Origin of the sequence: Pantoea phosphatilytica (assembly GCF_051025615.1) — a bacterium.
GTDB lineage: Bacteria > Pseudomonadota > Gammaproteobacteria > Enterobacterales > Enterobacteriaceae > Pantoea.
In genome coordinates this window covers 1,211,011-1,236,622 of the sequence record NZ_JBPFDF010000001.1, presented here as the reverse complement: position 1 = coordinate 1,236,622, position 25,612 = coordinate 1,211,011, and the positions used below count along the sequence as shown (strand labels likewise).

The following is a 25,612-nucleotide window of genomic DNA, read 5'->3' as shown; positions in this document are numbered from 1 at the left end:
GCGGGCTGCTCACCCTCAGCGCCCGCCCGGGAGAACCTCTGTCGGTTGCCGCTCCGCTTATTGTAACTAAAAAAAGCGCGCCCCTAATGGGATGCGCTTTTCTGCCGATATAGCGACTCTGTCTTCCCTATTTTCGGAACGTTGTGATGTCGTTAAAAAAATCCTCCCTGATTATTTTCTCTTTCCTGCTGGTGCTGTTTCTGGCCAGCGTGGCGATCAGTACCTCGCTGCTGTTTCAGAGCAATCACTCCCTGAATGCGGTCAATAAAGAGATTCGCGTGGTGCTTTCCGTGATCGATCCGATCAACCACAGCCGCACGCTGCGTGTCCGCCTGATGGAGTACATGAAAGAGACAGAAGGCAGCGATGCCAGTAATCCCGCCACGCTGGATAGCGTGCGCACAGTTGCCGGTAAAGCGGATGCGGCCTTCCGGGCCTATATGGATGCCCCGCGTCTGCCGGGTGAAGAGGCGGAAGCAGAGGCCTATCGTCAGGCTTATCAGACGTATCGTCAGCAGGGGCTCCAGCCGCTAATTGAAGCCGCCGAAGCACACGATCAGCTACGTTTTAAAAACCAGATTGCCACAGTAGTTCGCCTTGATCGCCAGTATGAAATCATTCTGGACCGGGTGCTGGCGCAGCATGAGGCTTACGCCAGAAAACTGAACAGCGAGGCGCAGAGCCACTTCTCCACCGGCGTGATGTTACAGGTACTGTCGGGCGTGCTGTTCTTTGCCATCATCATCGCCATCTATCTCTTTATGAAGCGCTACGTGCTGGCGCCGCTTAACCATGCGCAGGCGCACTGCAAGCTGATCGCGGCGGGCGTACTGGACTCCACGGTGCCGGTCAAGGCAGGCTCACGCAGTGAAATTCAGCTGCTGATGGGCTCGCTGGAGCAGATGCGCAGCGCGCTGACCGCGATTATTCTTCAGGTGCGCGATTCGACCCATTCAGTCTCTACCGCCTCGCAGCAGATTGCGGCAGGCAACATCGATCTGGCCTCGCGAACCGAGCAGCAGGCTGCGGCCCTGACTGAAACTGCGGCCAGCATGGAGCAGTTGGGCGCAACGGTGAAACAGAATACCGAAAACGTGTTCGAAGCCTGCCGTCTGACCAGTGAGGCGGTGAAGAACGCAGAGAGTGGCGAAAAAGTGTCGCAGGAAGTGGTGGTGTCGATGGGACTCATCAACACCAGCTCGAAAAAGATCGAGGAGATCACCACGGTCATCGACAGCATCGCCTTCCAGACCAACATCCTGGCGCTGAACGCCGCCGTCGAAGCGGCCCGCGCGGGCGAGCAGGGGCGCGGATTTGCCGTGGTCGCGGGCGAGGTACGCAATCTGGCCCAGCGCAGCGCCACGGCCGCCAAAGAGATCGAGAGCCTGATTGCCGAATCAGTTTCGATTATCCGCACCGGCTCAGACCAGGTCAGCCGCACCGGTGAGGCGATGAACGCGATTATCTCTTCGGTCAGCCGCGTCAATGAGCTGATGGAACATATCTCTACCGCATCGGATGAGCAGAGCCGCGGCATCGGTCAGATCGAACAGGCGGTGACCGAGATGGACAGCGTCACCCAGCAGAACTCGGCGCTGGTGCAGGAGTCGGCAGCGGCCTCTGCCTCGCTGGAGGAGCAGGTGCAGTACCTGACACAGTCGGTCTCCACGTTCCGTCTGGCAAGCCATTAACAGGCGCAGGTAGCGCATACTGGCTTTCGCAAGGAGCCGGACAGGTTTCGGCTCCTTGCGGCTTCAAGGCGCGGTTGATTCAGCGCATGGTGACCAGGATATACCCGGCGTAAAACAGGATTTTTATCAGAGAGGGGCGTCATGCTCATCAGCACCGAGAATGCCCGCAGCGACAGCGCCGATACCCGCCTGGCCTGCACGCTGGCCGCCACCGCAGGCGCGCTGAATACTGCTGCCTTTGAGGTGGTCGGTTTTTTTTCCGCCAACATGACCGGGAATGTTTCGCTGCTCTCCGACCAGCTGGCTAAAGCGAATGCGGGGCCAGCCCTCTTTTTCCTGTCTGTGGTGCTGCTTTTTATTGCGGGCTCCGCCTGTTCGACGCTGATCATTAATGCCGGACAGCGCCGGAATATCCGCACCATTTACGCCGCTGTCATTCTCATCGAGGGTGCCGCGCTGATGATCCTGGGGGGCGTGGAGCGCGCCTTTCCCGCGCATTCACCGGGTGTAATGTTAATCATGAGCCTGAGCTTCCTGATGGGGCTGCAGAATGCGGTGGTCACGCGGATCTCCAATGCACGGGTGCGGACGACCCATATCTCCGGCACGGCGACGGATATCGGTATCGAGCTGGCGATGCTGTTTGAGGTGCTTCGGCGCAAGGCGTCACCTAAAGAGACGCCACTCTATTTCAGCCGCCTGCGCCTGCACGCGCTGACACTGCTGTCGTTTCTCGCAGGCGGCGTGGCGGGAATAGGCCTCTACAGGCTCCTCGGCAACAACTTTCTGCTGCCGGTGGGGGGCGGATTGATCGGTCTGGCGCTGAAAACGATCTTTACCCGATCGGAAAAGTGAAGGGATGAGGTGCTGATTTTGTGGTGCCGTGTCGGGGGTGCGTCGTCCGATGCGCGACTTCGCCGCCTGTAACCATCTTCTGCACCAGGTCATCGTGATGATGCAGGCACGCCTGCTGAAGCCCCCGCTGTTCATCGGGCGGTCATCAGCAGAGGGCTTTTTTCAGTGGGGGACGGGTATCAGTCAAAGACACCGTTGATTACTGCGGTCACAACAGCCGTGCTCAGGGCAATCAGGACTAAATCGTTGCCCACAGCCCGCCACTCGTAGCCGGGATAATAGGGCAACGCATTAATCATCGACGCTGGCAGGCTTTTTTTCGCGATGCCCGGCGGTAACGGTTTACCACGCGCCACATTTTTTGCGATGCCCGGCGGCAGAGACGGGTAACCGACCAGACCATAGTTTACCGCCAGCGTTCGCGCCCGTGAGAAGGTAAGGTCCGCGCCGACACGATCAGGCTGCCCGTGGTTTTTACGTCCCTGTTGTCTCTCCTTCGGCTTATCATCATGGCGTCCCTGATTGCCGTGAGCGCCGTTATTCCCATGATTGCCATTGCCATTGCCATTGCCATTGCCATTGCCAGGGTTGGCATAGCCCGGCGAAGCAATAACGGCGAAACCCAGAACAACTGCCAGAAGTGAAAGAAGAGGGCGATGCTTTTGCATGAATCTGTCTCCTCAGATTAGCAGGACCGCTTTTATCTTTATTGAGTATGGACAGCAACAGGCCAGGATGTAAATGTCATCCCGGAAAAGCGATGCGAGTAAAGAGGGGGGGGGGCAGTGCGGAAAGTCCTCTGCCGCTGAGTCACGCAGGGTAAGGAGTGACCAGCAGCGCGCGACGCGATGCTGGCTGGCTGGCCCCCGAACCGTCCGTCAGCTGATACGCTGCCGCTGCTCCCGGCGATACTTGTGAAAATCCTCATCGCACTCAACGGAACAGAAGGCCGTGTCAGCCACGACAGACTCATCTTTACACCAGATGCACATGCCGTCAGGACTCAGCACTTTTGGCTTACGTGCCGCCAGAGAGGCGGCGAGATGCGCTTCTTCACGCTCCTGAGCTAAATCTATCTCATCCATAAACAGTCATAACCTCATCAAATTTTAACAATTCAAACATAAAACAGCTGCCGAAGGGAAACGCTTCGTTCTCCTGAAGCTTTAGGGTGACGTGGGGTTCATCATAGCGGCATCATTTCAGATTGCCTGAACAGGACAATCCCGCGGATTAGGGGGCAAACTGACGGCTCTCTTTTGCAACAGAATCAATCCAGGTCGGGTAACATCTCTGTCAGGTAACCGGCTGAAAGGCGATGTGTCCGCTGGTTTGAAGCCTGGCACTAATCGGCTTATCATGAGCATCGCCACGCCACGCAGATGCCTGCGAAATTAGCTGTACATCAGGCAGCAGATAAAAAACGCGCTGCATAAAATAATTAATCGTAAGTCGCTGATGGAAAAACAAAATCGACATTAAACAGCTTATATACCTGTGCAACCTGGAGCGCGAACGCCATTTCGGTCGTGCCGCCGAAGCCAGTTTCGTTACCCAGCCGACCCTTTCGATGCGCCTGAAAAATCTGGAGCGCGAGCTGGGTCTGCCGCTGATAAACCGCAGCAATAATTTCGCTGGTTTTACCCCTGAAGGCGATCGGGTGCTGGCGTGGGCCAGGGAGATCGTCTCGGTCTATCAGGGACTGAAGCTGGAAGTCGAGTCGCTGAAACATGGCGTGAACGGCACACTGCGGGTGGGCGTAGTGCCACAGTGCAGCATGGCGCTGCCGCTGCTGCTGAAGGCGGTTCAGGCCCGTTATCCTCAGCTCGACTACCGGATTGCCGTGCTCAGCGCCGATCAACTACTCGAAGCCCTCAACAGCCACACTGTGGATGTCGGGATCGGATTCTTTGAGATGGCAACCCTGCGGGAGCTTCATTTTCAGACCGAGATGCTGGCGGACAGAGGCGTTGAGGCGATATTCCACCCCGACTATTTCCCGGCGCTGGTGGGGGAGACGCCACTGGCACTCCCTGACCTGGCACAGCAGCCGCTCTGTCTGGCGGAACCGACGCGCTATTTCCGTCGCTATCTGGATATGGCTTTTCGTGAGACGGGGCTGGTGCCACGGGTGATCGTCGAGAGCGCCTCGGTGATGCAGCTGATGCAGTGCGCGCAGGTCGGTCTTGGCCTGCTGGTCTCTCCGGTCGGGCACCTGCTGCCCGCATCGTTGCAGGGGCTACAGCAGCGCGCGATTATACTGCCGCCGATGGCCCGTCAGGCGGCCCTGGTGATTGCCGAGCCGGGCCGCGCGACCCCGCTGGCACAGCACTTCTTCGACGAGGCGCGCGGCCTGCTGCCGGTCTGAGTATCTGCTACCGCGACTCACCCAGCGCGTAAAACAGACGGCTGTTCCAGTTGCCGATGGCAACACACTGAATCAGCGCGAACAGCGCCTCCGGCTCCCGGCCCGCCGCCATCAGCGGCTGCAGATGTGCGGCGCTGAAGCGTTCCGGCGACCGGGTGAGCTGCGCCGCCAGCGCAATGATCTGCTGCTGCTCGCCTGTGACCCCGGCCTCATCCACCCCTTCGATTAATCTTTCATTCCCCGGCAGCAGCCGGAATCCCCAGCGGCTGCCCAGAATGCGGGCCGCGGTCGCCTCCGCCAGAGTTAAGTCCTGCGGCAGATGCTGACGCAGTTGCGCCCAGCCATAGAGTGCAGCGGGATCATGTGCCAGCAGCCAGACCGCCTCCTGCATGCCGGGCAATGGCTGACAGCGGGTAATGGCCGTAAGCTGTTCCGCACTGGCATAACGTAATTCCAGCGGTTTCAGCGCGGGCTGCCAGCGGCCAGGCTGGTCAAATCCGCTGGCGTCCGCATCCGGCGGGGCGGTACTGCCTGGCAGCCAGCGAACCGGCTGCGCCTGCAATGCCTGAAGTCCGGCGACCACTCGCGCCTGATAAGAGACAAAGCCGATCAGCTGGTTCAGCGTCACAATATCGGGCGCCGTCAGGCCAACCGCATCCAGTGCCGTGATCGCGCTGGCACCAATCAGCTCCGGCTGCATCGCCAGCTGGCGCGCATACTGCGTAATCTGGGTCAGACGATTATTACTCTCGCGTGAAGAGTCAGGCCCGGGCAGGGGATTGAGGCGTGCAGAGTAGTGATTACATAGCCGCTGAATCCCCGTAACCTGCGCCACCGTCAGCGCGGTGCTGAGGCGATCGTAAAGGGTCAGGGTGTGGGTGAGCGACGTTGCCACGCGATCGGGAAAAAGAAGCTGCGCCAGATCGCGCGCGGCCAGCAGAGCGGGCTGATGAGCGCGCAGCAGTGCCAGCATCTCCGCGTTATCACCGTGACAGCCCAGCAGGAAACGATCGTCAATATGGGCGGCCTCGGGTACCAGCGGCGCGGCCTGCGAGGTACGTGGACTGGTCTGGCTCTCGTAAAACCAGTGGTTATGGCCCGGATAGCGGCGTTGTTCCATGATCAATCCTTTTGCAGATTCGGGTTCGGCATGCAGCGGCAGAATCTGAAAATGTGCATAAACCGAAGGGCTGGCTTATCGTCGCTGATGGTCAGTCCGGGACAAAAGATTGATCGGTGATAATTAATAGCGTTACGGTATAACGACAGGAAAATCAGGCAGGAAGGGTGCGGCAGAGGGGAGGAGAAGGGCGAGCCAGGCTCGCCCTTGAGGAACTTATTTCAGTTCCAGTTCGTTCATAGCGGCGATGCTGAAGCCGCCATCAACGTGGACCACTTCACCGGTGATGCCGCCAGCGAGGTCAGAGCAGAGGAATGCTGCTGAGTTACCGACATCTTCGATGGTCACGGTACGGCGAATCGGGGTAACCGCTTCGCAGTGTGCCAGCATCTTACGGAAATCTTTGATGCCTGAGGCCGCCAGGGTGCGGATAGGACCTGCAGACACGGCGTTAACACGCACGCCTTCCGGGCCCATGGCGTTTGCCATGTAACGCACGTTTGCTTCCAGAGACGCTTTAGCCAGACCCATCACGTTGTAGTTCGGGATCGCGCGCTCAGCGCCCAGGTAAGAGAGCGTCAGCAGCGCAGAGTGCGGGTTCAGCATCTCGCGGCACTCTTTAGCCATAGCAACGAAGCTGTAGGCACTGATGTCATGCGCGATTTTGAAGCCTTCGCGGGTAACGGCGTTCACATAGTCGCCAACCAGCTGCTCGCCAGGGGCGAAGCCGATAGAGTGAACGAAACCGTCAAATTTCGGCCAGGTTTTTGCCAGTTCAGTGAACAGAGATTTGATGCTCTCATCTTCGGCTACGTCACATGGCAGCACGATGTCTGAACCCAACTCTTTGGCAAACTCTTCCACACGACCTTTTAACTTGTCGTTCTGGTAGGTGAAAGCCAGCTCTGCGCCCTGTTTGTGCATCGCCTGTGCAATACCGTAGGCGATGGAAAGTTTACTGGCAACGCCAGTAATCAGAATGCGCTTACCGGAAAGAAAACCCATAGCTGTAATCCTTATGGTCATTGTAGTTGGCGGCCGCATGATTAAAAAGTAAGCGACCGACGTTAATCGACGTGCGGATTCTAGCACGTCTCTCATAAATCAGGTAAACCGGCCCGCAATTTCCGGGACAGGCGGCAAAAATCAGCGCTCGCGCCGCCAGGCTTCAGCACTTAACGCTTCACCAAAGTGGCTGCTGATCAGCCGACGGGTCAGATCGTGCAGCGGAGAGGCCAGCACATCGGCGGTGCCGCCACGTTCCACTACTTCGCCCTGATGCATCACCAGCACTTTGTCGCTGATGTGCTTCATCATCCCCAGATGCTGGGTGACATAGATGTAGGCGATGCCGTGCTTTTCCTGCAGCTCCAGCATCAGGTTCACCAGTTGGGAACGCATTGTCATGTCCAGCGATGCCAGTGCTTCGTCAGCCACAATCACCTTAGGTTGCAGGATCAGCGCACGCGCCAGCCCCAGACGCTGTTTCTGACCGGGCGCCAGCATATGCGGATAGTAGCCGGCGTGATCGCGCAGCAGGCCCACCTGGCGCAGCGTGGCGATAATGCGCTTTTCGCGCGCCTCAGCATCAAGATCGGTATTCAGCCGCAGGGGGAACTCCAGGATCTGGCTGATGCGCTGACGCGGGTTCAGCGAGGTGGACGGGTCCTGAAAAATCATGCGGATGCGCTGGCTGCGATAGCCATAATCGCCGAAGGTCAGCGGATGATCGTCAATCAGAATCTCCCCCTCGGTGGGCGCGACCATGCCGCTGAGCATCTTCGCCAGCGTGGATTTCCCGGAGCCATTTTCACCGATGATCGCCAGCGTCTGCCGCTCACGCAGGGTAAAGCTGACCGACTTCACCGCCTCAACGTGCTGACGACGAAACAGGCCTGTGCGATAGCGAAAGGTTTTACTCAGATTACGCACTTCGAGCAGGGTTTCCATGCTACTGGCCCTCCATATTCAGCGGGAAGTGACAGGCATAGAGGTGCGTTTTGCTGCCGGTCAGCCGGGGCGTCTCGATACATTTGCGCTGCGCATAGGGGCAGCGTGGCCCCAGACGACAGCCAATCGGCAGGCTCTCCAGCGACGGAATCGCGCCCGACAGCGTATTCAGGCGGCTCTTGTGCGGCAGGGCGCGACCAAAATCGGGCATTGCCCGAATCAGCGCCTGGGTATAGGGATGGTGCGGCGTGCTCATTAAATCTTCGCTCTGTGCGGTTTCCACCGTCTGGCCGCAGTACATCACATTAATGCGGTCAGCCCACTGGCTCATGGTGCGCAGGTCGTGGCTGATCAGCAGGATCGTGGTGTTATTATTCTGATTCAGGCGGCTCAGCAGGCGAAAAATCTGCGCCTGGGTGGTCGGCTCCATGGCGTTGGTCGGTTCATCGGCAATCAGCAGTCGCGGCTGGTTTGCCAGGGCAATGGCGATCATCACCTTCTGACACTCGCCTTCGGTCAGCTCATAGGGAAAGCTGCGCATAATATCTTTGTGATCTTTGATGCCGACGCGATGCAGCAGTTCGATGGCGCGGGTTTTACGCCAGAACCAGAAGCGTTTCAGCCAGGGACCTTTGTAGGTCCAGCGCGGAATAACCTGCATCAGCTGACGACCGATGCTCTCGGAGGGATCGAGACAGGATTGCGGCTCCTGAAAAATCATCGAGACGTTATGGCCGATGATGCGGCGGCGCTCGCGCGGCGTCAGGCGCAGCAGATCGACATCATCGAAGACCATGCGATCGGCGGTGACTCGCCAGTTATCATTGGTCACGCCGCAGATAGCCTTGGCGACCAGGCTTTTACCGGAGCCGGACTCGCCGACCAGCCCGCGGATCTCGCCTTCGCCCAGTGTCAGATTGACACGATCGACCGCCTTGACCGGCCCGTCAGCGGTCATAAATTCAATGGTCAGATTACGGATATCAAGTAACGGCATTTATTCCACTCCCGCTTCGACGGCGCGACGGATGCCGTCACCGAGCAGGTTGATAATTAACACGCTGATCATCAGCGCCACGCCGGGCAGCATCACGGTCCAGGGGGCGACGTAAATCAGCTCCAGCGAATCACCCAGCATCGCACCCCATTCCGGTGAGGGCAGTTGTGCGCCCAGGTCGAGAAATCCCAGCGCCGCGATATCGAGAATCGCCATCGACAGTGCACGGGTAATTTCGGTGATCAACATCGGCAAAATGTTCGGCATGATGGCGTAGCGCAGGATATTGCGCCCGCTCGCCCCATCAAGACGCGCTGCCACCACATACTCTTTTTCCAGCTCATCGTGTACGGCGCTGTAAATCTCGCGTACCAGACGTGGCATCAGCGCCAGCCAGACCGCCAGCAGCGCATGTTCCAGCCGTGGCCCAAGAAATGCCACCACGATGATCGCCAGCAACAGCGACGGGATCGAAAGCAGGGTATCCAGCACATGGTTCATCACCGCTGAGCGGATGCCGTGCGTCATACCCGCCAGCACGCCCAGCACCAGCGCGCCCAGGGTAGCGAAGATCGTGACCAGCATCGCGGAGCCGACCGTCGGGCCCGCGCCGCTCAGCAGGCGGCTCAGGACATCACGGCCGAGATCGTCAGTCCCCAGAAAAAAGGAGACATCGCCGTAGCGGGACCAGGAGGGCGGCAGCAGCTGATAGCCCAGGAACTGCTGATCGATGCCGTAAGGCGCAATCAGGCCGCCAAAAAGGCAGAGCAGCAGCAGCGCGCCGAAGCCATACAGCCCGACCATCGAGATCGGTTTGCTGTAGAAGTGCTGCCAGCTCTGACGAAAGGCACTGGGCAGGCGTTTTTCGGCGTAGATATTATCGACGGGCATACCATTCCTTATGTTTCAGCGGATTCAGCGCCGCACCAATGACGTCAGAAATCACGTTGACCAGTATCACCAGCCCGCCGACTACCATCACACCGGCGGAGATCGCCGCATAATCCTGCTGACGAATCGCGTTGATCAGCCAGCGGCCGAGGCCAGGCCAGTTAAAGACCATCTCGGTGATCATCGCCAGTGTAATCATGGTCGAGAATTGCAGGCCCAGACGCGGGATCACCGGCGGCAGCGCATTGTGCAGCACATGGCGGCGGATCACCGTAAAGCGCGACAGACCGCGCGTGGCGGCCGCTTTAACATAGTTTTTATCCATTACGTCGCTGGTGCTGTTGCGCAGCAAGCGGATCACCTCCGTCGTCGGCGCCATCGCCAGCACCAGCACCGGCAGCACCAGGTGAGAGAGAGCGCTGACAATCATCTCGTGCCGCCACGGCGAAGGACTCAGCCAGGCGTCGATCAATGCAAAGCCCGAGATATTCTTCACCGGATAGAGCAAATCGTGGCGACCCGACACCGGCAGCCAGCCCAGAGTCAGCGAGAAGAAGAGCGTCAGCAGCAGCGCGAGCCAGAAAATCGGCGCAGAAAAGCCGAAAAGCGCCAGCGCACTGATGGTTTTATCCTGCCATTTATTGCGCATGACCCCGGCACAGATCCCCAGCGGGATCCCCACCAGCAGGGCAAACAGGAAGGCCAGGATGCATAACTCCATGGTCGCCGGGAAAACCTCACGCAGCTGCAGGCCAATCTCCTGTCCGTTGGTGCTGGAGACGCCGAAATCGAACTGCAGCATCCCTTTAAACCAGAACCACCAGGCGTCGGAGAGCGCCGCGCCTTCCAGCGGCGCATTGGGAGTGAAGTAGCTCAGGCTGAAGCTGACCAGCGACAGCAGAAACAGGGTAATGATCAGCAGCAGCAGACGCCGCAGAATATAGATAATCACTTACTTTTCCTTGTCGCTTTCACGATAAACCCCGGCAAAGGATGCGTTACCGAACGGACTCAGCACCAGCCCTTTAATATCATGCCGAAACGCCTGCAACCGTAACGAGGAGGCCAGCGGCAGCACCGGCAGCTCCTGCGCCAGAATCTGCTGTGCCTTGTCATAACTGTCGATGCGGCCAGCGAGCTGCTGGGATAACAGGGCATTCTGCAGCGTTTCATCGAAGGCGGGTGAGCACCAGTGGGCATAATTGGTCTGCGAACGAATTGCCGCACAGCTCAGCAGAGGCCGGAAGAAGCTGTCGGGGTCGTTGCTGTCCGTCGCCCAGCCCGAAAGCGTCAGATCGTGATTCATCGCCATCAGCTGCGCCTCCTGAAAACGGCCCTCTACCGGCACAATCGTCAGCCGGACACCCACCTGCGCCAGATCCGCCTGCAACAGTTCGGCGGTTTTCAGCGGGCTGGGATTCCAGGACTGGGAGGCGACCGGTACCACCAGCCGCAGATGCAAATCGCTGATCCCAAGCGAGGCCAGCGCCGCCCGGGACTTCGCCGGATCGTAGCTGGTGATGCGGGCATCGTTGTCGTAAGCCCAGGAGGCGCGCGGCAGGATAGAGGCCGCCGTTTCGGCGGTGCCGTAATAGATGGACTCCATCAGGCGTTCATTGTTGATCGCCAGCGCCAGCGCATGACGCACTTCCGGCCGGTCGAGCGGCGGTTTACGGGTATTAAAGGCCAGATAGGCGACGTTCATCCCGGGGCGCAGCGTCATCCGCAGACGGGGGTCGTCGCGCAGAATCGTCAGCTGGCTGGCCGCGGGATAGGCCAGCACGTCACATTCACCGGTTAACAATTTTGAGAGTCGTCCGGTGCCGCCCGAACCGAGATCGATCACCGCCTGTTGCAGGCGCGGCACGCCTTTCCAGTAGTGAGGATTCCGTGCCAGCCGGATGTACTGACCGGTGCGATATTCACTGAGCTGATAGGGACCGGTGCCGACCGGCTGCCGATCCAGCTCTTCCTGTCGTCCCTGCGCGGTAAGCTGATCGGCGTACTCTTTCGACAGCACGGGCGCATAGTGGGTCGCCATATGCCAGAGGAACGAGGCATCCGGGCTGTTCAGCCTGAACTCCACGGTCCGGTTGTCGATTTTTCTGACGCTCTGTACCGAATCCGCAAACTGCAGGCTGTCAAAGTAGGGGTAGTAGCCGCCATTGACGTTATGCCAGGGATGATGACGATCAAACATCCGGGCAAAGCTGAATACCACATCGTCGGCGTTGAGCGTGCGGGTCGGGCGGAACTGATTGGTCTGCTGAAACTGTACGCCGCTGCGCAGATGGAAGCGATAGGTCGCGCCGTTGTCGCGCACTTCCCATCCCGACGCCAGGTCGGGCTTGAGACGATAGGTATAGGGATCAACGTCCAGCAGCCGATCATAGAGCTGTGCCGCCAGCGTATCGACCGTCAGCCCGCTGCTGGCCATCTGCGGGTTAAAGGTGTTCAGCGTGCCGCTGACGCAATAGACAAAGCCGGTCTGGCGGATATCACCTGCCGGTGCCGACCACGCAGGGGCACTCAACGCACTGAGGCTCAGCAACAGCGAATACAGTAGTTTTGACATAGAACTCAACGATTTTGAGGCATTACGCAGAGTGTATCGCAAAGCGGGCGTTGTCCCAAAACCTGCGACGACTGCCAGCCTGATTTTCATCATCGTCGCGTAAAAAAGCACGCACAGAGGGTGTAGTAATGAGAAAAATTCTCAACTAAGGGTTTACAGATGATAATAAGAATGATTATTATTCATTGGCGATTCGACGGTGGCTCTGCCGGAGAAAAGCACGACATTGCTCACATTGCTTCCAGTATTGTTGCCCGCCCAATGGCGGGCTTTTTTTTGCTTTCAGCAGGGTATGCTCTCCCGTGCCCGGACAACGTCTTCTCCGGAGCCGCCACCCGTCATCTGGCCTCAAGGCTGCCAGAGAGGAAATGAGCAGCGGAGCCTGCCGATCAGATTTCGGCTTTGATATCGTGCTTTTTCATCATCGCGCGTAGCTGATGATAGGTAACGCCGAGTAAACCGGCGGCGCGGCGCTGGTTATAACGCGCCTGATGCAGGCTGGCTTCGACCAGATCGCGCTCCTGCTGATTCTGCCACTGCCGCAGATCCAGCGGCAGCGCGGGCAGGGCGCTGCTTTCAGCCGCCTGGCTGGCGGGCAGAAGCGCGACCGGCTCCTGCCGCGCCGCGAACGGGTTAATAATCACCTTATCCAGCGGCTGCTCGCTGCTGTTATGACGATAGACCGACCGCTCCACCACATTTTTCAGTTCGCGAACGTTACCCGGCCAGTGATAGTCGAGCAGCGCCTGCTGGGCGCGCGGCGTAAATCCCGGAAAGAGCAGCAGGCCAAGCTCGCGGCACATCTGGATAGCGAAATGCTCAGCCATCACCAGAATATCGCTGCGGCGCTCGCGCAGAGGCGGCAGCTGCACCACATCAAATGCCAGACGATCCAGCAGGTCGGCGCGGAATTTTCCTGCCGCGGCCAGGGCGGGCAAATCTTCATTGGTCGCGCAGACCAGCCGGACGTTTACCTGCAGGGAGTGGTTGCCGCCGACACGCTCCAGCTGCCCGTACTCAATTACCCTGAGCAGCTTTTCCTGCACCAGCATCGGCGCGGTTGCCAGCTCATCCAGAAACAGCGTGCCGCCGTCTGCACGCTCAAAACGCCCCAGATGGCGCTTCTGCGCGCCGGTAAAGGCGCCCGCCTCATGCCCGAAGAGTTCGGAGTCCAGCAGATTTTCATTCAGCGCGGCACAGTTCAGCGAGATAAACGGGCCCTGCCAGCGGTCAGAGAGATAGTGCAGGCGGCTGGCGATGAGCTCTTTACCCGTTCCGCGTTCACCCGTCACCAGCACCGGCTTCTCCAGCGGAGCCAGCTTAGAAACCTGCTCCAGTACTTCCAGAAAATTGTTCGACTCGCCCAGAAGATTATCGTTTGATCCTGTCATGATGAATTTCGCCACCCATTAATCATTTTGACTATCTTAGAGCAAGCTGAAAGGCCTGTAAAATTTCCAATTTATTGAATATCAGTGGCTTATAAAATTGGCACGCATCTTGTATGAACCAGGCAGAGCAACAGAACTGTAAAACATCAAAAGAGGAACAGCATTATGGGTATTTTTTCTCGTTTCGCCGATATCGTGAACGCCAACATCAATTCCCTGCTGGAGCGCGCGGAAGATCCGCAGAAGCTGGTCCGGCTCATGATTCAGGAGATGGAAGACACCTTAGTCGAAGTGCGCTCCACCTCTGCACGGGCGCTGGCAGAAAAGAAACAGCTGTCACGCCGCATCGAACAGGCTGAGATTCAGCAGGCTGAATGGCAGGAAAAAGCGGAGCTGGCGCTGCGCAAAGATAAAGAAGATCTGGCTCGCTCTGCGCTGATTGAAAAACAGAAACTCACCGATCTTATCGCGTCACTGAAGCAGGAAGTGAGTCAGGTTGAAGAGACGCTGGAGCGTATGAAAGGCGAGATTGGTGAGCTGGAGAAAAAACTCAGCGAGACCCGTGCCCGTCAGCAGGCGCTGACCCTGCGTCACCAGGCCGCCTCCTCTTCCCGCGATGTCCGTCGTCAGCTGGACAGCGGTAAAATTGATGAAGCGATGGCGCGATTTGAGTCTTTCGAACGTCGCATCGATCATATGGAAGCGGAAGCGGAGAGCCACGGTTTTGGTAAGCCGAAAACGCTGGACCAGCAGTTCACTGACCTGAAAGCAGACGATGAGATCAGTCAGCAGCTCAACGCGCTGAAAGCCAGAATGAACCGCGGTGAGTAATTGTCGACGTTGCGATAGTGATTAAGGAGAGTCAATGAGCGCACTTTTTCTCGCCATACCCTTAACGATCTTTGTGCTGTTTGTTGCACCGATCTGGTTATGGCTGCATTACAGCAACAAGCGCAATGGCGGTTCGGAGCTGTCTCAAAGCGAAATCCAGCGTCTGCAGCGCGTCACTCAGGACGCGCAGCGGATGCGCGAACGGATTGATGCGCTGGAGGCCATTCTGGACGCCGAACATCCGAACTGGAGGCAGCCATGATCATGAAGGGCCGTAAGCTGTGGCGCAAACCTGCTGAAGGAAAACTGATGGGGGTCTGCGCAGGCCTGGCGGAGTATCTGGATATTCCGGTGCGTCTGCTGCGGGTCATCGTCGTGTTATCCCTGTTCTTTGGCCTGTTTCTTTTTACCGTCATTGCCTATTTTGTACTGGGGTTTGTGCTGGATGAGAAACCCGCCACTGTCACGGAGGAGGCGCACCAGCCCAGCGCCAGCGAACTGCTGGACCAGCTGGAAAGCGCCCTGCAGCGTGATGAAGGCAGCGTGCGTGACATAGAACGCTATGTCACCTCTGAAACCTTCAGTGTGCGCAGCCGTTTCCGTCAGATCTGATACGCTGTTTCCGGGCCGCTTCCGGCCCGTATGCCAACCCGATGGAGGTGTTAATGTCCTATTCGCGATCCACTGCTTTTCGTCACCGCGCGACACCTGCATTGAAGTCGGCGGCTAAATTTATCATTATCAATGCGGTGACTTATGGTCCGGCTGGGGTGACCGGCTGGGCAGTGAAATCGGTAGCGCGACGCCCGTTACGTCTGCTGCTGGCGGTGGCGCTGGAGCCACTGCTGAAGCGCGTCATGAACCGCATGGCGTCGCGCTTCATCAGGGAGAAAGATGAAAAGACTGCAAACTGAATTGATGGCGTTGATGAACCGTGGCGTCGATCGCCATCTGCGTCTGGCCGTAACCGGGCTAAGCCGCAGCGGAAAAACGGCATTCATCACCTCACTGGTTAATCAGCTTTTAACGGTACACAGCGGCGCACGTTTGCCGCTGTTTTCCGTGGTGCGGGATGAGCGTCTGTTAGGGGTAAAGCGGGTGCCGCAGCGCGACATGGGCACGGCGCGCTTTACCTACGACGAAGGACTGGCCCAGCTTTACAGCCAGCCGCCCGCCTGGCCCACGCCGACCCGCGGCGTTAGCGAAATGCGGCTGGCGCTGCGCTACCGTCCGGGTGATTCGCTGCTGCGCCACCTGAAAGAGACCGCAACGCTCTATCTGGAGATCGTCGACTACCCCGGCGAATGGCTGCTGGATCTGCCGATGCTGGCGCAGGATTACCTCGCCTGGTCGCGGCAGATGAACGGGCTGCTGCAGGGCGATCGCGCGGCGTGGGCAAAGCCCTGGCGCGCGCTGTGTGAAAAGTTCGATCCGCTGGCACCCGCCGATGAGACGCTGCTGGCAGAGATCGCTGCCGCCTGGACCGACTATCTGCACCGCTGTAAATCCGAAGGCCTGCACTTTATTCAGCCTGGCCGCTTCGTGCTGCCCGGCGATATGGCGGGGGCGCCTGCGCTGCAGTTTTTCCCGCTGCCCGTGCTGGATGAGACACAACTCGCGAGGCTGACCCAGGCTGACAAGGGCAGCAATTTCAGCATGCTCCAGCAGCGGTTTAACTACTACTGTCAGCATGTGGTGAAAGGCTTTTATAAAAATCATTTCCTCCGCTTCGATCGCCAGATCGTGCTGGTCGACTGCCTCCAACCGCTCAACAGCGGACCTCAGGCGTTTAACGATATGCGGCTGGCGCTGACCCAGCTGATGCAGAGCTTTCATTACGGGCAGCGCACGCTGTTCCGCCGTCTGTTTTCACCGGTGATCGACCGACTGCTGTTTGCGGCCACCAAGGCGGATCACATTACCAGCGATCAGCATGGCAACATGGTCTCGCTGCTGCAGCAGCTGGTGCAGGATGCCTGGCAGAACGCCGCATTCGAAGGCATCAGCATGGATTGTATCGGTCTGGCGTCGGTGCAGGCGACGCAGAGCGGGCTGGTCGATCACCGGGGTGAGAAAATCCCGGCCCTGCGCGGCCACCGGCTGGCGGATGGCGAACCGCTGACCGTCTACCCCGGCGAAGTGCCGCCGCGCCTGCCGGGGCACGCTTTCTGGCAGCAGCAGGGTTTTCAGTTTGAACAGTTCCGGCCGCAGCAGCTCGATGTCGATCGTCCGCTGCCGCATATCCGCATGGATGCCGCGCTGGAATTTTTGCTGGGAGACAAATTACGATGAGTGAACCGCTGAAGCCGCGTATCGACTTTGCCCGCCCGCTGGATGAGAGCACGCACACGCCGCTGCGTCCGGCACAGAGTTTTGACCCGGAAGCGCAGGCGGCGTTTCTGGCGGTACCGGATGACGACGTGGCCGTTGAAGAGGAGGGCGCGGGTGAACGGGCGGTGGAAGCGGCGCTGAAACCCCGCCGCAGCCTGTGGCGCAAACTGGTTACCGCAGGCGCGCTGCTGTTTGGTGTCAGCGTGGTTGCGCAGGGCGTGCAGTGGACACATGACGCCTGGCTCGCCCGCGACTGGTTTTCACTCGGCAGCGGCGTCGCGGGCGGCCTGGTCGTGCTGGCGGGTGCCGGCGCGCTGACCGCCGAATGGCGTCGACTCTGGCAGCTGCGTCAGCGTGCGGAAGAGCGGGATGTGGGCCGTGAGCTGCTGCAGAGCCACGGCATCGGTAAAGGCCGCGCATTCTGCGAAAAGCTGGCACGGCAGGCGGAGCTGGATCAGGCGCATCCGGCGCTGCAGCGCTGGCACGCCTCGCTGCATGAAACCCACAACGACAGTGAAATTGTCCGGTTATATGCGCAGCTGGTCCAGCCGGTGCTGGATCGCCAGGCGCGGCGTGAAATCAGTCGTCATGCGGCCGAAGCCACGCTGATGATTGCGGTCAGTCCGCTGGCGCTGGTGGATATGGCCTTTATCGCCTGGCGCAACCTGCGGCTGGTGAATCGTATCGCGGCGATATACGGGATTGAGCTGGGCTACTTCAGCCGCATCCGGCTGTTCCGGCTGGTGCTGATCAATATGGCGTTTGCCGGTGCATCAGAGCTGGTCAGAGAGGTAGGGATGGACTGGATGTCACAGGATATTGCCGCCCGGCTGTCGACCCGTGCCGCGCAGGGCATCGGCGCGGGACTGCTGACGGCGCGGCTGGGCATCAAAGCGATGGAACTCTGCCGTCCTTTACCCTGGCTGGAGCAGGATAAACCGCGACTCGGCGATTTTCGCCGCGAGCTGCTGGGCCAGATGAAAGAGGCGTTGCAGAAGGGCGGCAATAAGTCCGCCTGACGTGCAGAGAACAGACTAAAGGCGGCCTGGCCGCCTTTAGTCATTACTGTGGCTGGCGAAGCACCTGCCGCGAATCGATAGTGAGACAGGTTCCCGGACAGGCTGCTTCATCGGTGATCACCGGATCCGCTGGCAGCGTAAAGGCCATCCCGTTTTTCTCCCGGATAAAGTGCGCCATTCCCTTAAGGATTTACTCTTCTGACTGCACATGCATCCGCCTCCGTACAAAAGCGCGCCAACCGCGCCTGTACTGTCAACTTTTCCTGACAGATCCCTTTCTGCGGGCGTGGGAGTTAGCGTATTATTCTCCTATCTGAACCTGATTAAGGCGAACGCAATGCGTCTGGAAGTGTTCTGTCAGGACCGTATCGGTCTGACGCGCGAACTGCTCGATCTGCTGGTGGCACGCAACATCGATTTACGTGGAATAGAAATCACGGCGCTGGGGCGGATCTACCTCAATTTTGCTGCACTGGAATTCGACGCCTTCAGTAACCTGATGGCGGAGATCAGGCGTACACCTGGCGTAACAGATGTGCGCACCGTAACGTACATGCCCTCTGAACGCGAACATCGTGCGCTCACGGCGCTGCTGGTAGCAATGCCGGATCCGGTCTTCTCTGTCGATCTGAAAAGTAAGGTTGAGCTGGCTAACCCGGCCGCACTGAACCTGTTTAACCTCGATGAAGAGAAGATGCGCAACGTCAGTGCGGGTAATCTGATCAACGGGTTTAACTTCATGCGCTGGCTGGAGAGCGACCGGGTTGAAGCGCAGGCGCAGCATGTCGTCATTGAAGGCCGCGATTTTCTGATGGAAGCCCGGCCGATTTACCTGCCGGGCGAAGAGGGCCAGGGCGACAGGCCGGTAGGGGCGATGGTGATGCTGAAGTCAACAGCCCGCATGGGGCGTCAGCTGCAGAATCTGGTGGTCACTGACGAATCGGAGTTTGACCATATCATTGCGGTTACGCCGAAGATGCGACAGGTAGTCGATCAGGCGCGCAAACTGGCGATGCTGGACGCGCCCCTGCTGATCGTCGGTGACACCGGCACCGGCAAAGATATGCTGGCTCGCGCCTGTCATCTGCGCAGCGCCCGCGGGAAAAACCCTTTCCTGGCACTGAACTGCGCCTCGCTGCCCGACGACGTCGCGGAAAGCGAACTGTTTGGTCATGCCGCTGGCGCCTATCCGAACGCGCTGGAAGGAAAGAAAGGCTTTTTTGAGCAGGCTAATGGCGGTTCCGTCCTGCTGGATGAGATCGGGGAGATGTCGCCGAGAATGCAGACCAAGCTGCTGCGTTTCCTGAACGATGGCACCTTCCGGCGCGTCGGCGAAGAGCATGAAGTGCATGTTAATGTGCGGGTCATCTGCGCCACGCAGAAGAACCTCATCGAGCTGGTGCAGCGCGGGGAGTTTCGTGAAGATCTCTTCTACCGGCTTAACGTGCTGACGCTGCAACTGCCGCCTCTGCGCGATCGTCCTCAGGATATCCTGCCGCTGACCGAGATGTTCGTTGCCCGCTTTGCCGATGAGCAGGGGATGGCGCGCCCGCGTCTCTCTCCGCAGCTCAACGCGTTTCTGACCCGCTATGCCTGGCCGGGCAACGTGCGTCAGTTAAAGAACGCTCTCTATCGCGCGCTGACCCAGCTTGAAGGCTATGAGCTGCGGCCGCAGGATATCGTCCTGCCTGAACAGGCGCTGGATGTATCGCTGGGCGATGAGGCGCTGGAGGGCACGCTGGACCAGATTACCAGCCGCTTTGAACGTTCGATCCTGACGCGGCTCTACCTCTCCTATCCCAGCACGCGCAAACTGGCGAAACGGCTTGGCGTGTCCCACACCGCTATCGCGAATAAGCTGCGGGAATATGGTCTGGGGCAGAAACGCACGGAAAACGAATAAGAGAGGAGAGGGATTGCCAGCAGAGTCAGGCTTATCTGGCTCAGGGGCAGGACGCACCGCATCCCGATAATGCCCGATTGCTGGGGTGCGTCATCGGGCTGGCAGGGTTAAAAACGTCCCCGGCATGTTCTCCGGGGACGTTTTTCTCTTCAGACCCTGCACAGGGCACGTTACGTTCTCTGTCTCTGGCTGGCGAAACCCGAATCAGGGAACGGTCAGCCATCCGAATCGCTGATTACTTCAGTGCGGCCAGCGCAGCGTCATAATCTGGTTCGGTCGTAATTTCGTTAACCAGCTGGCTGTAGAGCACCTTATCGTTCTCATCCAGCACAATCACCGCCCGCGCGGTCAGACCTTCCAGCGCACCGTCAGCAATTTCCACGCCATAATCATATTTGAACTCTGAACCGCGCAGCGTCGACAGCGTTACCACGTTGCTCAGGTTCTCTGCGCCACAGAAACGTGACTGGGCAAAGGGCAGATCCGCAGAGATGCACAGCACCACGGTGTTGTTCAGTTCGCTGGCGGCCTGGTTGAATTTGCGGACCGATGAGGCGCAGACGCCGGTATCCACGCTCGGGAAAATGTTCAGAATTTTGCGTTTTCCTGCATACTCAGAGAGCGCGACGTTAACCAGGTTCTTTGCCACCAGCGTAAAGGCTTTGGCTTTATCGCCAGCCTGAGGAAACTGACCCGCAACCGGTACCGCGTTACCCTGAAAATGAACAGTCTGAGACATAGTGATTCCTTTTGATGAAAAAAAGATCTGACACAAAACCGTGAAAGATAGCCGTTGTTTATGACATAAATGTTAAGGGTTTACGAGTTCAATTGTGGAATTTAACGTGGCGGTCTGTCACCCATTGTGGAGTGGAAATGAGAACGGTAAAAAGTTATCCCGAAGCCTGGCCGTTACATACGCCGTTTGTCATCGCTCGCGGAACCCGGACTGAAGTAAAAGTGGTGGTGGTGGAAATTGAGGAAGATGGCGTCAAAGGCGTCGGTGAAGCGACACCCTACGCACGTTATGGCGAAAGCGAGGCCTCGGTGCTGGCGCAGATTGCCGCGATCCTGCCTGCACTGCAACAGGGGATGACGCGTGAGGCGTTGCAGCAGGCGCTGCCTGCCGGCGCGGCGCGCAACGCCATTGACAGTGCGCTGTGGGATCTCGCCGCGCATCAGCAGAACAGCAGCCTCTGGCAGCTGAGCGGTGTGAATGCGCCAGCGGATGTGGTGACGGCACAGACCGTCAGCATTGATACGCCCGAAGCGATGGCCAGCAGCGCCCTGGCGCTCTGGCAGCATGGCGCGACGTTGCTGAAGATTAAGCTGGATAATAATTTTATCACCGAGCGCCTGATGGCCATCCGCGCCGCCGTGCCGGAGGCGACGCTTATCGTGGATGCCAATGAATCCTGGCACGCTGAAGGGCTGGCCGCGCGCTGTCAGCTGCTGGCGGACATCAATGTGGCAATGCTGGAGCAGCCTCTGCCCGCCGGTGAAGAAGCAGCCCTGGAGAACTTCATCCATCCGCTGCCCATTTGTGCCGACGAGAGCTGTCACACCCGCAGCAGCCTGGCGGCGCTGCAGGGTCGCTACGAGATGGTCAATATCAAACTGGATAAAGCGGGCGGGCTGACGGAGGCGCTGGCGCTGGCGGAGGCCGCACAGCAGCAGGGCTTTGCGGTCATGCTCGGCTGTATGCTCTGCACCTCGCGGGCCATCCGCGCCGCACTGCCGCTGGTGCCACAGACGCGCTTCGCCGATCTCGACGGTCCGACCTGGCTGGCGGTGGATGCCGAACCGGCGATTAAAGTGCGCAACGGGCAGCTGATTATTTCTGCCAGCGCAACAGGTTAACCATCATCTCCAGATAGACCTCGGTGGCTTCATCGACCGACACGACCGGCATCTCCGCGGTCACGCAGGGCAGGCTGAGATCGTTGCACCAGTTGCCGAACGAGCCGGGCGTGTCATAGCCGACGCTGCTGACGCGGGGAAGGCCGGTGTGGCTGGCCAGCCAGCCCCCAATCTCCACCTGATGCGGATCGTCAATACAGCCCAGCGGTTCGTGCCAGGAGACGATCCAGCGCGGTTTCAGCTGATGAATCAGGGCGCAGAGCGCCTGGGTTTCCGGCTCGGAAGCCGGATGAGTGCCGGTGGAGAGCGCCACGTCGCGCGCATCGGCAGCACTGTTCCAGCGATAAACGGTATCGCCTGACTGCCAGTTCGCCGCCGGAAAGTTGCGGTTGAGATCGACGCCATTGGCGTTGGCGCGCAGCCCGAGCTGACAGCCATCCGGATTAACCGCCAGCACCACATGGTGCCGTCGCATGCCCTCGGGCAGCGTCCGTAACGCGGCGGAGAGGGTCGCAATGGCCGCATTCTCATCACCGTGAGTACCGGCCAGAATCAGACCACTGTCGGCATCCCCCAGCGGGGCCGGAAACCACAGCAGGGGAGCGCCCAGAACTGAACGGCCATACTGCTGATACGAAACGTCCAGTTTGCCGCGCAGCGGACGCGGATGGAGTGGCGACATAGTGATTTCCTCAAAGGGTTTTATTAAAAGTAGCGGAAAAGCGGGATGCGGAAAATAGCTATTTATCGATCAGCCATTTGCGTTAAAGTGCCCTGCACAAGCTGCATCGGCATCAGGCTGATGCAGCGCTTCTTTGGGTAAAGGAGTGATCATGGTCAAGACCTTCCGCATGACGCTGGCAGCCATCAGCCTGAGCAGCCTCATCACACCCGCCATCGCGGCGAATCCCCCCGCTGGCGCGCCACTTGCTGAACAGCAGCAGATTGTCCGCCATATCAAAGATGAACCGGCGTCGCTCGATCCGCTTAAAGCCGTGGGACTGCCCGAAATCCAGGTGATCCGCGACCTGTTTGAGGGGCTGACTAACCAGGATGCGCAGGGCAAAATTGTGCCGGGCGTGGCGCAGAGCTGGAGCAGCAGCGATAATAAAACCTGGATTTTCACGCTGCGGAATAACGCACGCTGGTCAAATGGCGATCCGGTGACCGCCCGGGATTTCGTCTACAGCTGGCAGCGTCTGGTCGATCCTAAAAACAGTTCGGCCTTTGCCTGGTTTGCCGGATTAAGCGGGATTGAGAACGCCGCAGCAATCACCAAAGGCGAGATGACGACCGATAAGCTGGGCGTGGTGGCGCTGGATAACAGCCGCCTGAAGGTGACGCTGGATCGGCCGGTGCCCTGGTTCCCGGCGCTGGTGGCCAATGTTGCGCTGTTTCCGGTGCCTGAGAAGGTTATTACGCAGCAGGGCGACAGCTGGACAGCGCCTGGTAAACTGGTCGGCAACGGCGCCTACCAGCTCAGCGAGCGCGTCGTGAACGAAAAGATCGTACTCACGCGTAATCCTCACTACTGGGACGATGCGCACTCGGTGCTGACAAAGGTCACGTTCGTTCCGATCAACGAAGAGTCGAGCGCCACCAAACGCTACCGCGCCAATGATATCGATATCACCGAATCCTTCCCCAAAGAGATGTATGGGCTGCTGAAGAAAACTCTGCCGGGCGAGGTCTATACGCCCGACCAGTTGGGCACCTACTACTATGCGTTTAATACGCAGAAGGGGCCGACGGCCGATGTACGGGTGCGCAAGGCGCTCTCCTGGTCTATCGACCGGAAGATTATCGCTGAAAAGGTGCTGGGCACCGGTGAAAAACCGGCCTGGCACTTTACCCCTGACGTGACGGCGGGCTTTAAGCCGCTGCCATCCTTCCTGCAGCAGCACGATCAGAACAGCCTGAACGCGCAGGCCAGAGCACTGCTGGCCGCCGCTGGCTATGGCCCCGGCAAGCCGCTGAAACTTAAACTGCTTTATAACACCTCTGAAAGTCATCAGAAGATTGCGATTGCCGTCGCTTCGATGTGGAAAAAGAACCTTGGGGTGGATGTCACGCTGGAAAATCAGGAGTGGAAAACCTACATCGACAGCCGCAACAGCGGGAACTTCGATATTATCCGTGCCTCCTGGATTGGCGATTACAACGAGCCTTCGACCTTCCTGAATCTGCTGACCGCAGGAAACAGCAGCAACATCTCGCGCTTCAGCAATCGTGATTACGATGCCGTGCTGGCCAAAGCCAGCCGCGAAACCAGTGACGAGGCACGCAACAGCGATTACAACCGTGCCGAACAGATCCTGGCTGACCAGGCACCCATCGCCCCCATCTATCAGTACACCAATGGCCGTCTGATTAAACCCTGGGTCAAAGGCTACCCCATCACCAACCCCGAAGATGTCGCCTACAGCCGCGAACTGTGGATTGAGAAGCATTAAATCAAGAGGCAGATGGCCGTTTTACCGGCCATCTGCTGACATCTTTCTACACAGCGCGGCAATTGCAACTCAACGGCGTGACGCTAGACTGTATCGTATTGATTTTAGTAGTGAGGCGAAGGTGTGGACGTAATTGAAGGAAAAGCGTTGCAGGTGTCGGATGCCATAATTTCCTGCCAGCTGGATGGTAAGGGCGGGATGATCCCGATCGCGGAAGATGAGGTGATCCAGTGTGAGCAGCCCTGCTGGCTGCATCTGAATTACACCCACCGCAAAAGCGCAGAGTGGCTGCAGTCGACGCCGCAAATCCCGGATACGGTGCGCGATGCGTTAGCGGGCGACAGCATGCGCCCCCGTGTCAGCCGGCTGGGCGACGGTTTTATGATCGTGCTGCGCAGCGTCAATCACAACAGCGATGCGCGTCGCGATCAACTGGTGGTGATGCGGGTCTTTATCAACGACAAGCTCATCGTCTCCACCCGGCGGCGTAAAGTCACTGCGGTCGATGAAGTGCTGACGGATCTGCAGAACGGCAACGGCCCGATTGACTGCGGCAGCTGGCTGGTGGATGTCTGTGATGCCCTGACCGATCACACCAGCGAATTTATCGAAGAGCTGCATGACAAAATCATTGAGCTGGAAGATGCGCTGCTGGACCAGCGGATGCCGGCACGGGGCGAACTCGGCCTGCTGCGCAAACAACTGATTGTGATGCGTCGCTATATGGCGCCGCAGCGGGATGTCTATGCCCGGCTGGCCAGCGAAAAGCTTGGCTGGATGGATGACAGCGAACGCCGCCGGATGCAGGAGATCGCCGATCGTCTGGGGCGCGGGCTGGATGACCTGGATGCGGGCGTCGCGCGCACTGCGATCCTGGCCGATGAGGTCGCCTCAGCAATGGCGGAGTCGATGAATCGCCGCACCTATACGATGTCACTGATGGCGATGATTTTTCTTCCTGCAACCTTCCTGACGGGGCTGTTTGGCGTCAACCTGGGCGGGATCCCCGGCGGCAACTGGCACTATGGCTTTCCGCTCTTCTGTCTGCTGCTGGTAGCGCTGGCACTGGGCGTGGCAGGCTATCTGCGTAAACGGCGCTGGCTGTAGCCGGGCAGGGGGACACGGCGGAAAATCGCGTCATCCGGCCGGAAAACCGGATTAAAAAGGCAAAAGCTGATCGATATCAAGAACCCGATGCGGCACCTGACGCAAACTCTCTTCCGCAGGTGAATGCAACGTCAAGCGATGGGCGTTGCGCTCCATATTGTCATACTTATATTTTTAGAATTATTGCATAGCACAATTAATTCGAAACATGCCGGCCAGTGCGCCGGCTTTTTTTTTATCCGCCTGGCCCCGATGGCGTTTCTTACCTAA

At 58.7% G+C, this 25,612-nt stretch carries 26 protein-coding genes; 13 read left to right on the top strand and 13 right to left on the bottom strand.

From position 1 onward, the window contains the following. The first annotated feature begins 146 nt into the window (after positions 1-146). A complete protein-coding gene (locus ACR6AS_RS06110) occupies positions 147-1,691 on the top strand; it encodes a methyl-accepting chemotaxis protein (protein ID WP_293771022.1) in 1,545 nt (514 codons plus the stop codon). A 141-nt stretch (positions 1,692-1,832) separates the two neighbouring features. Further along, on the top strand, positions 1,833-2,546 hold the full coding sequence (locus ACR6AS_RS06105) for a YoaK family protein (RefSeq protein ID WP_111139466.1): 714 nt from the start codon (positions 1,833-1,835) through the stop codon (positions 2,544-2,546). Between the two features lie 179 nt (positions 2,547-2,725). On the opposite strand, the gene ACR6AS_RS06100 is transcribed toward ACR6AS_RS06105, so the two are convergent. Then, positions 2,726-3,214: an anti-virulence regulator CigR family protein gene (locus ACR6AS_RS06100; protein WP_434161487.1), complete on the bottom strand. Its 489-nt coding sequence runs from the start codon at positions 3,212-3,214 to the stop codon at positions 2,726-2,728. A 210-nt stretch (positions 3,215-3,424) separates the two neighbouring features. Further along, positions 3,425-3,631, bottom strand: coding sequence for a TraR/DksA C4-type zinc finger protein (locus ACR6AS_RS06095; RefSeq protein WP_111139468.1), 207 nt, complete (start codon positions 3,629-3,631; stop codon positions 3,425-3,427). A 386-nt stretch (positions 3,632-4,017) separates the two neighbouring features. Here ACR6AS_RS06095 and ACR6AS_RS06090 point away from each other — a divergent pair, with 386 nt between their 5' ends. Next, complete coding sequence (locus ACR6AS_RS06090) at positions 4,018-4,914, top strand: LysR family transcriptional regulator (protein WP_434161992.1); 897 nt, start codon at positions 4,018-4,020, stop codon at positions 4,912-4,914. 7 nt (positions 4,915-4,921) lie between these two features. Here ACR6AS_RS06090 and ACR6AS_RS06085 read toward each other — a convergent pair whose 3' ends face one another. From ACR6AS_RS06085 to pspF, 8 genes are all read right to left on the bottom strand, one after another. After that, a complete protein-coding gene (locus tag ACR6AS_RS06085; RefSeq protein ID WP_434161485.1) occupies positions 4,922-6,034 on the bottom strand; it encodes a CMD domain-containing protein in 1,113 nt (370 codons plus the stop codon). A gap of 216 nt (positions 6,035-6,250) precedes the next feature. After that, on the bottom strand, positions 6,251-7,039 hold the full coding sequence (fabI, locus tag ACR6AS_RS06080) for an enoyl-ACP reductase FabI (RefSeq protein WP_111139472.1): 789 nt from the start codon (positions 7,037-7,039) through the stop codon (positions 6,251-6,253). A 141-nt stretch (positions 7,040-7,180) separates the two neighbouring features. Beyond that, positions 7,181-7,984, bottom strand: a complete 804-nt coding sequence (sapF, locus tag ACR6AS_RS06075) for a putrescine export ABC transporter ATP-binding protein SapF (protein ID WP_111139473.1) — start codon at positions 7,982-7,984, stop codon at positions 7,181-7,183. A 1-nt stretch (position 7,985) separates the two neighbouring features. Next, the gene (gene sapD / locus ACR6AS_RS06070; protein WP_111139474.1) at positions 7,986-8,981 is read right to left on the bottom strand and encodes a putrescine export ABC transporter ATP-binding protein SapD; all 996 of its coding nucleotides are present in this window, start codon (positions 8,979-8,981) and stop codon (positions 7,986-7,988) included. Further along, the gene (gene sapC, locus ACR6AS_RS06065) at positions 8,982-9,872 is read right to left on the bottom strand and encodes a putrescine export ABC transporter permease SapC (RefSeq protein ID WP_111139475.1); all 891 of its coding nucleotides are present in this window, start codon (positions 9,870-9,872) and stop codon (positions 8,982-8,984) included. It abuts the gene before it with no gap. Continuing rightward, positions 9,859-10,824 (bottom strand): putrescine export ABC transporter permease SapB, encoded by a 966-nt coding sequence (sapB, locus tag ACR6AS_RS06060; RefSeq protein WP_111139476.1) that lies wholly within the window; start codon positions 10,822-10,824, stop codon positions 9,859-9,861. The genes sapC and sapB overlap by 14 nt, the downstream gene beginning before the upstream one ends. Next, complete coding sequence (gene sapA / locus ACR6AS_RS06055) at positions 10,825-12,447, bottom strand: ABC transporter substrate-binding protein SapA (RefSeq protein WP_111139477.1); 1,623 nt, start codon at positions 12,445-12,447, stop codon at positions 10,825-10,827. A 389-nt stretch (positions 12,448-12,836) separates the two neighbouring features. Then, positions 12,837-13,838, bottom strand: coding sequence for a phage shock protein operon transcriptional activator (gene pspF / locus ACR6AS_RS06050; protein ID WP_111139479.1), 1,002 nt, complete (start codon positions 13,836-13,838; stop codon positions 12,837-12,839). Between the two features lie 165 nt (positions 13,839-14,003). Here pspF and pspA point away from each other — a divergent pair, with 165 nt between their 5' ends. From pspA to ACR6AS_RS06020, 6 genes are read left to right on the top strand one after another with little or no spacing between them, the layout of a single operon-like run. Beyond that, the gene (gene pspA, locus ACR6AS_RS06045) at positions 14,004-14,669 is read left to right on the top strand and encodes a phage shock protein PspA (protein ID WP_293770223.1); all 666 of its coding nucleotides are present in this window, start codon (positions 14,004-14,006) and stop codon (positions 14,667-14,669) included. A gap of 34 nt (positions 14,670-14,703) precedes the next feature. Then, a complete protein-coding gene (pspB, locus tag ACR6AS_RS06040; protein WP_013357982.1) occupies positions 14,704-14,931 on the top strand; it encodes an envelope stress response membrane protein PspB in 228 nt (75 codons plus the stop codon). Then, positions 14,931-15,281, top strand: coding sequence for an envelope stress response membrane protein PspC (pspC, locus tag ACR6AS_RS06035; RefSeq protein WP_434161989.1), 351 nt, complete (start codon positions 14,931-14,933; stop codon positions 15,279-15,281). The genes pspB and pspC overlap by 1 nt, the downstream gene beginning before the upstream one ends. A 53-nt stretch (positions 15,282-15,334) precedes the next feature. Beyond that, a complete protein-coding gene (gene pspD, locus ACR6AS_RS06030) occupies positions 15,335-15,583 on the top strand; it encodes a phage shock protein PspD (RefSeq protein WP_293770218.1) in 249 nt (82 codons plus the stop codon). Then, positions 15,564-16,961: a YcjX family GTP-binding protein gene (locus ACR6AS_RS06025; RefSeq protein ID WP_111139482.1), complete on the top strand. Its 1,398-nt coding sequence runs from the start codon at positions 15,564-15,566 to the stop codon at positions 16,959-16,961. The genes pspD and ACR6AS_RS06025 overlap by 20 nt, the downstream gene beginning before the upstream one ends. Beyond that, positions 16,958-18,019 (top strand): YcjF family protein, encoded by a 1,062-nt coding sequence (locus ACR6AS_RS06020; protein ID WP_111139483.1) that lies wholly within the window; start codon positions 16,958-16,960, stop codon positions 18,017-18,019. The genes ACR6AS_RS06025 and ACR6AS_RS06020 overlap by 4 nt, the downstream gene beginning before the upstream one ends. Before the next feature lie 43 nt (positions 18,020-18,062). Here ACR6AS_RS06020 and ACR6AS_RS06015 read toward each other — a convergent pair whose 3' ends face one another. Then, on the bottom strand, positions 18,063-18,197 hold the full coding sequence (locus ACR6AS_RS06015) for a hypothetical protein (RefSeq protein WP_434161479.1): 135 nt from the start codon (positions 18,195-18,197) through the stop codon (positions 18,063-18,065). A 159-nt stretch (positions 18,198-18,356) separates the two neighbouring features. Between ACR6AS_RS06015 and tyrR the strand changes: the two genes are divergently transcribed. Further along, positions 18,357-19,922 carry a transcriptional regulator TyrR gene (tyrR, locus tag ACR6AS_RS06010; RefSeq protein ID WP_293770213.1) on the top strand — a complete coding sequence of 522 codons (1,566 nt, stop codon included), beginning with the start codon at positions 18,357-18,359 and terminating at the stop codon, positions 19,920-19,922. 235 nt (positions 19,923-20,157) lie between these two features. Here tyrR and tpx read toward each other — a convergent pair whose 3' ends face one another. Next, the gene (gene tpx, locus ACR6AS_RS06005) at positions 20,158-20,661 is read right to left on the bottom strand and encodes a thiol peroxidase (RefSeq protein WP_111139485.1); all 504 of its coding nucleotides are present in this window, start codon (positions 20,659-20,661) and stop codon (positions 20,158-20,160) included. 137 nt (positions 20,662-20,798) lie between these two features. On the opposite strand from tpx, the gene ycjG reads away from it, so the two are divergent. Further along, positions 20,799-21,782 (top strand): L-Ala-D/L-Glu epimerase, encoded by a 984-nt coding sequence (gene ycjG / locus ACR6AS_RS06000; RefSeq protein WP_418797990.1) that lies wholly within the window; start codon positions 20,799-20,801, stop codon positions 21,780-21,782. On the opposite strand, the gene mpaA is transcribed toward ycjG, so the two are convergent. Further along, positions 21,757-22,464 (bottom strand): murein tripeptide amidase MpaA, encoded by a 708-nt coding sequence (mpaA, locus tag ACR6AS_RS05995; RefSeq protein ID WP_434161476.1) that lies wholly within the window; start codon positions 22,462-22,464, stop codon positions 21,757-21,759. The two genes, ycjG and mpaA, sit on opposite strands and share 26 nt — an antisense overlap. 151 nt (positions 22,465-22,615) lie before the next feature. On the opposite strand from mpaA, the gene ACR6AS_RS05990 reads away from it, so the two are divergent. Both ACR6AS_RS05990 and zntB read left to right on the top strand, forming a co-directional pair. Next, on the top strand, positions 22,616-24,235 hold the full coding sequence (locus ACR6AS_RS05990; protein ID WP_434161474.1) for a peptide ABC transporter substrate-binding protein: 1,620 nt from the start codon (positions 22,616-22,618) through the stop codon (positions 24,233-24,235). Positions 24,236-24,358: 123 nt separating this feature from the next. Further along, positions 24,359-25,342, top strand: coding sequence for a zinc transporter ZntB (zntB, locus tag ACR6AS_RS05985; RefSeq protein ID WP_111139489.1), 984 nt, complete (start codon positions 24,359-24,361; stop codon positions 25,340-25,342). Positions 25,343-25,612: the final 270 nt, after the last annotated feature.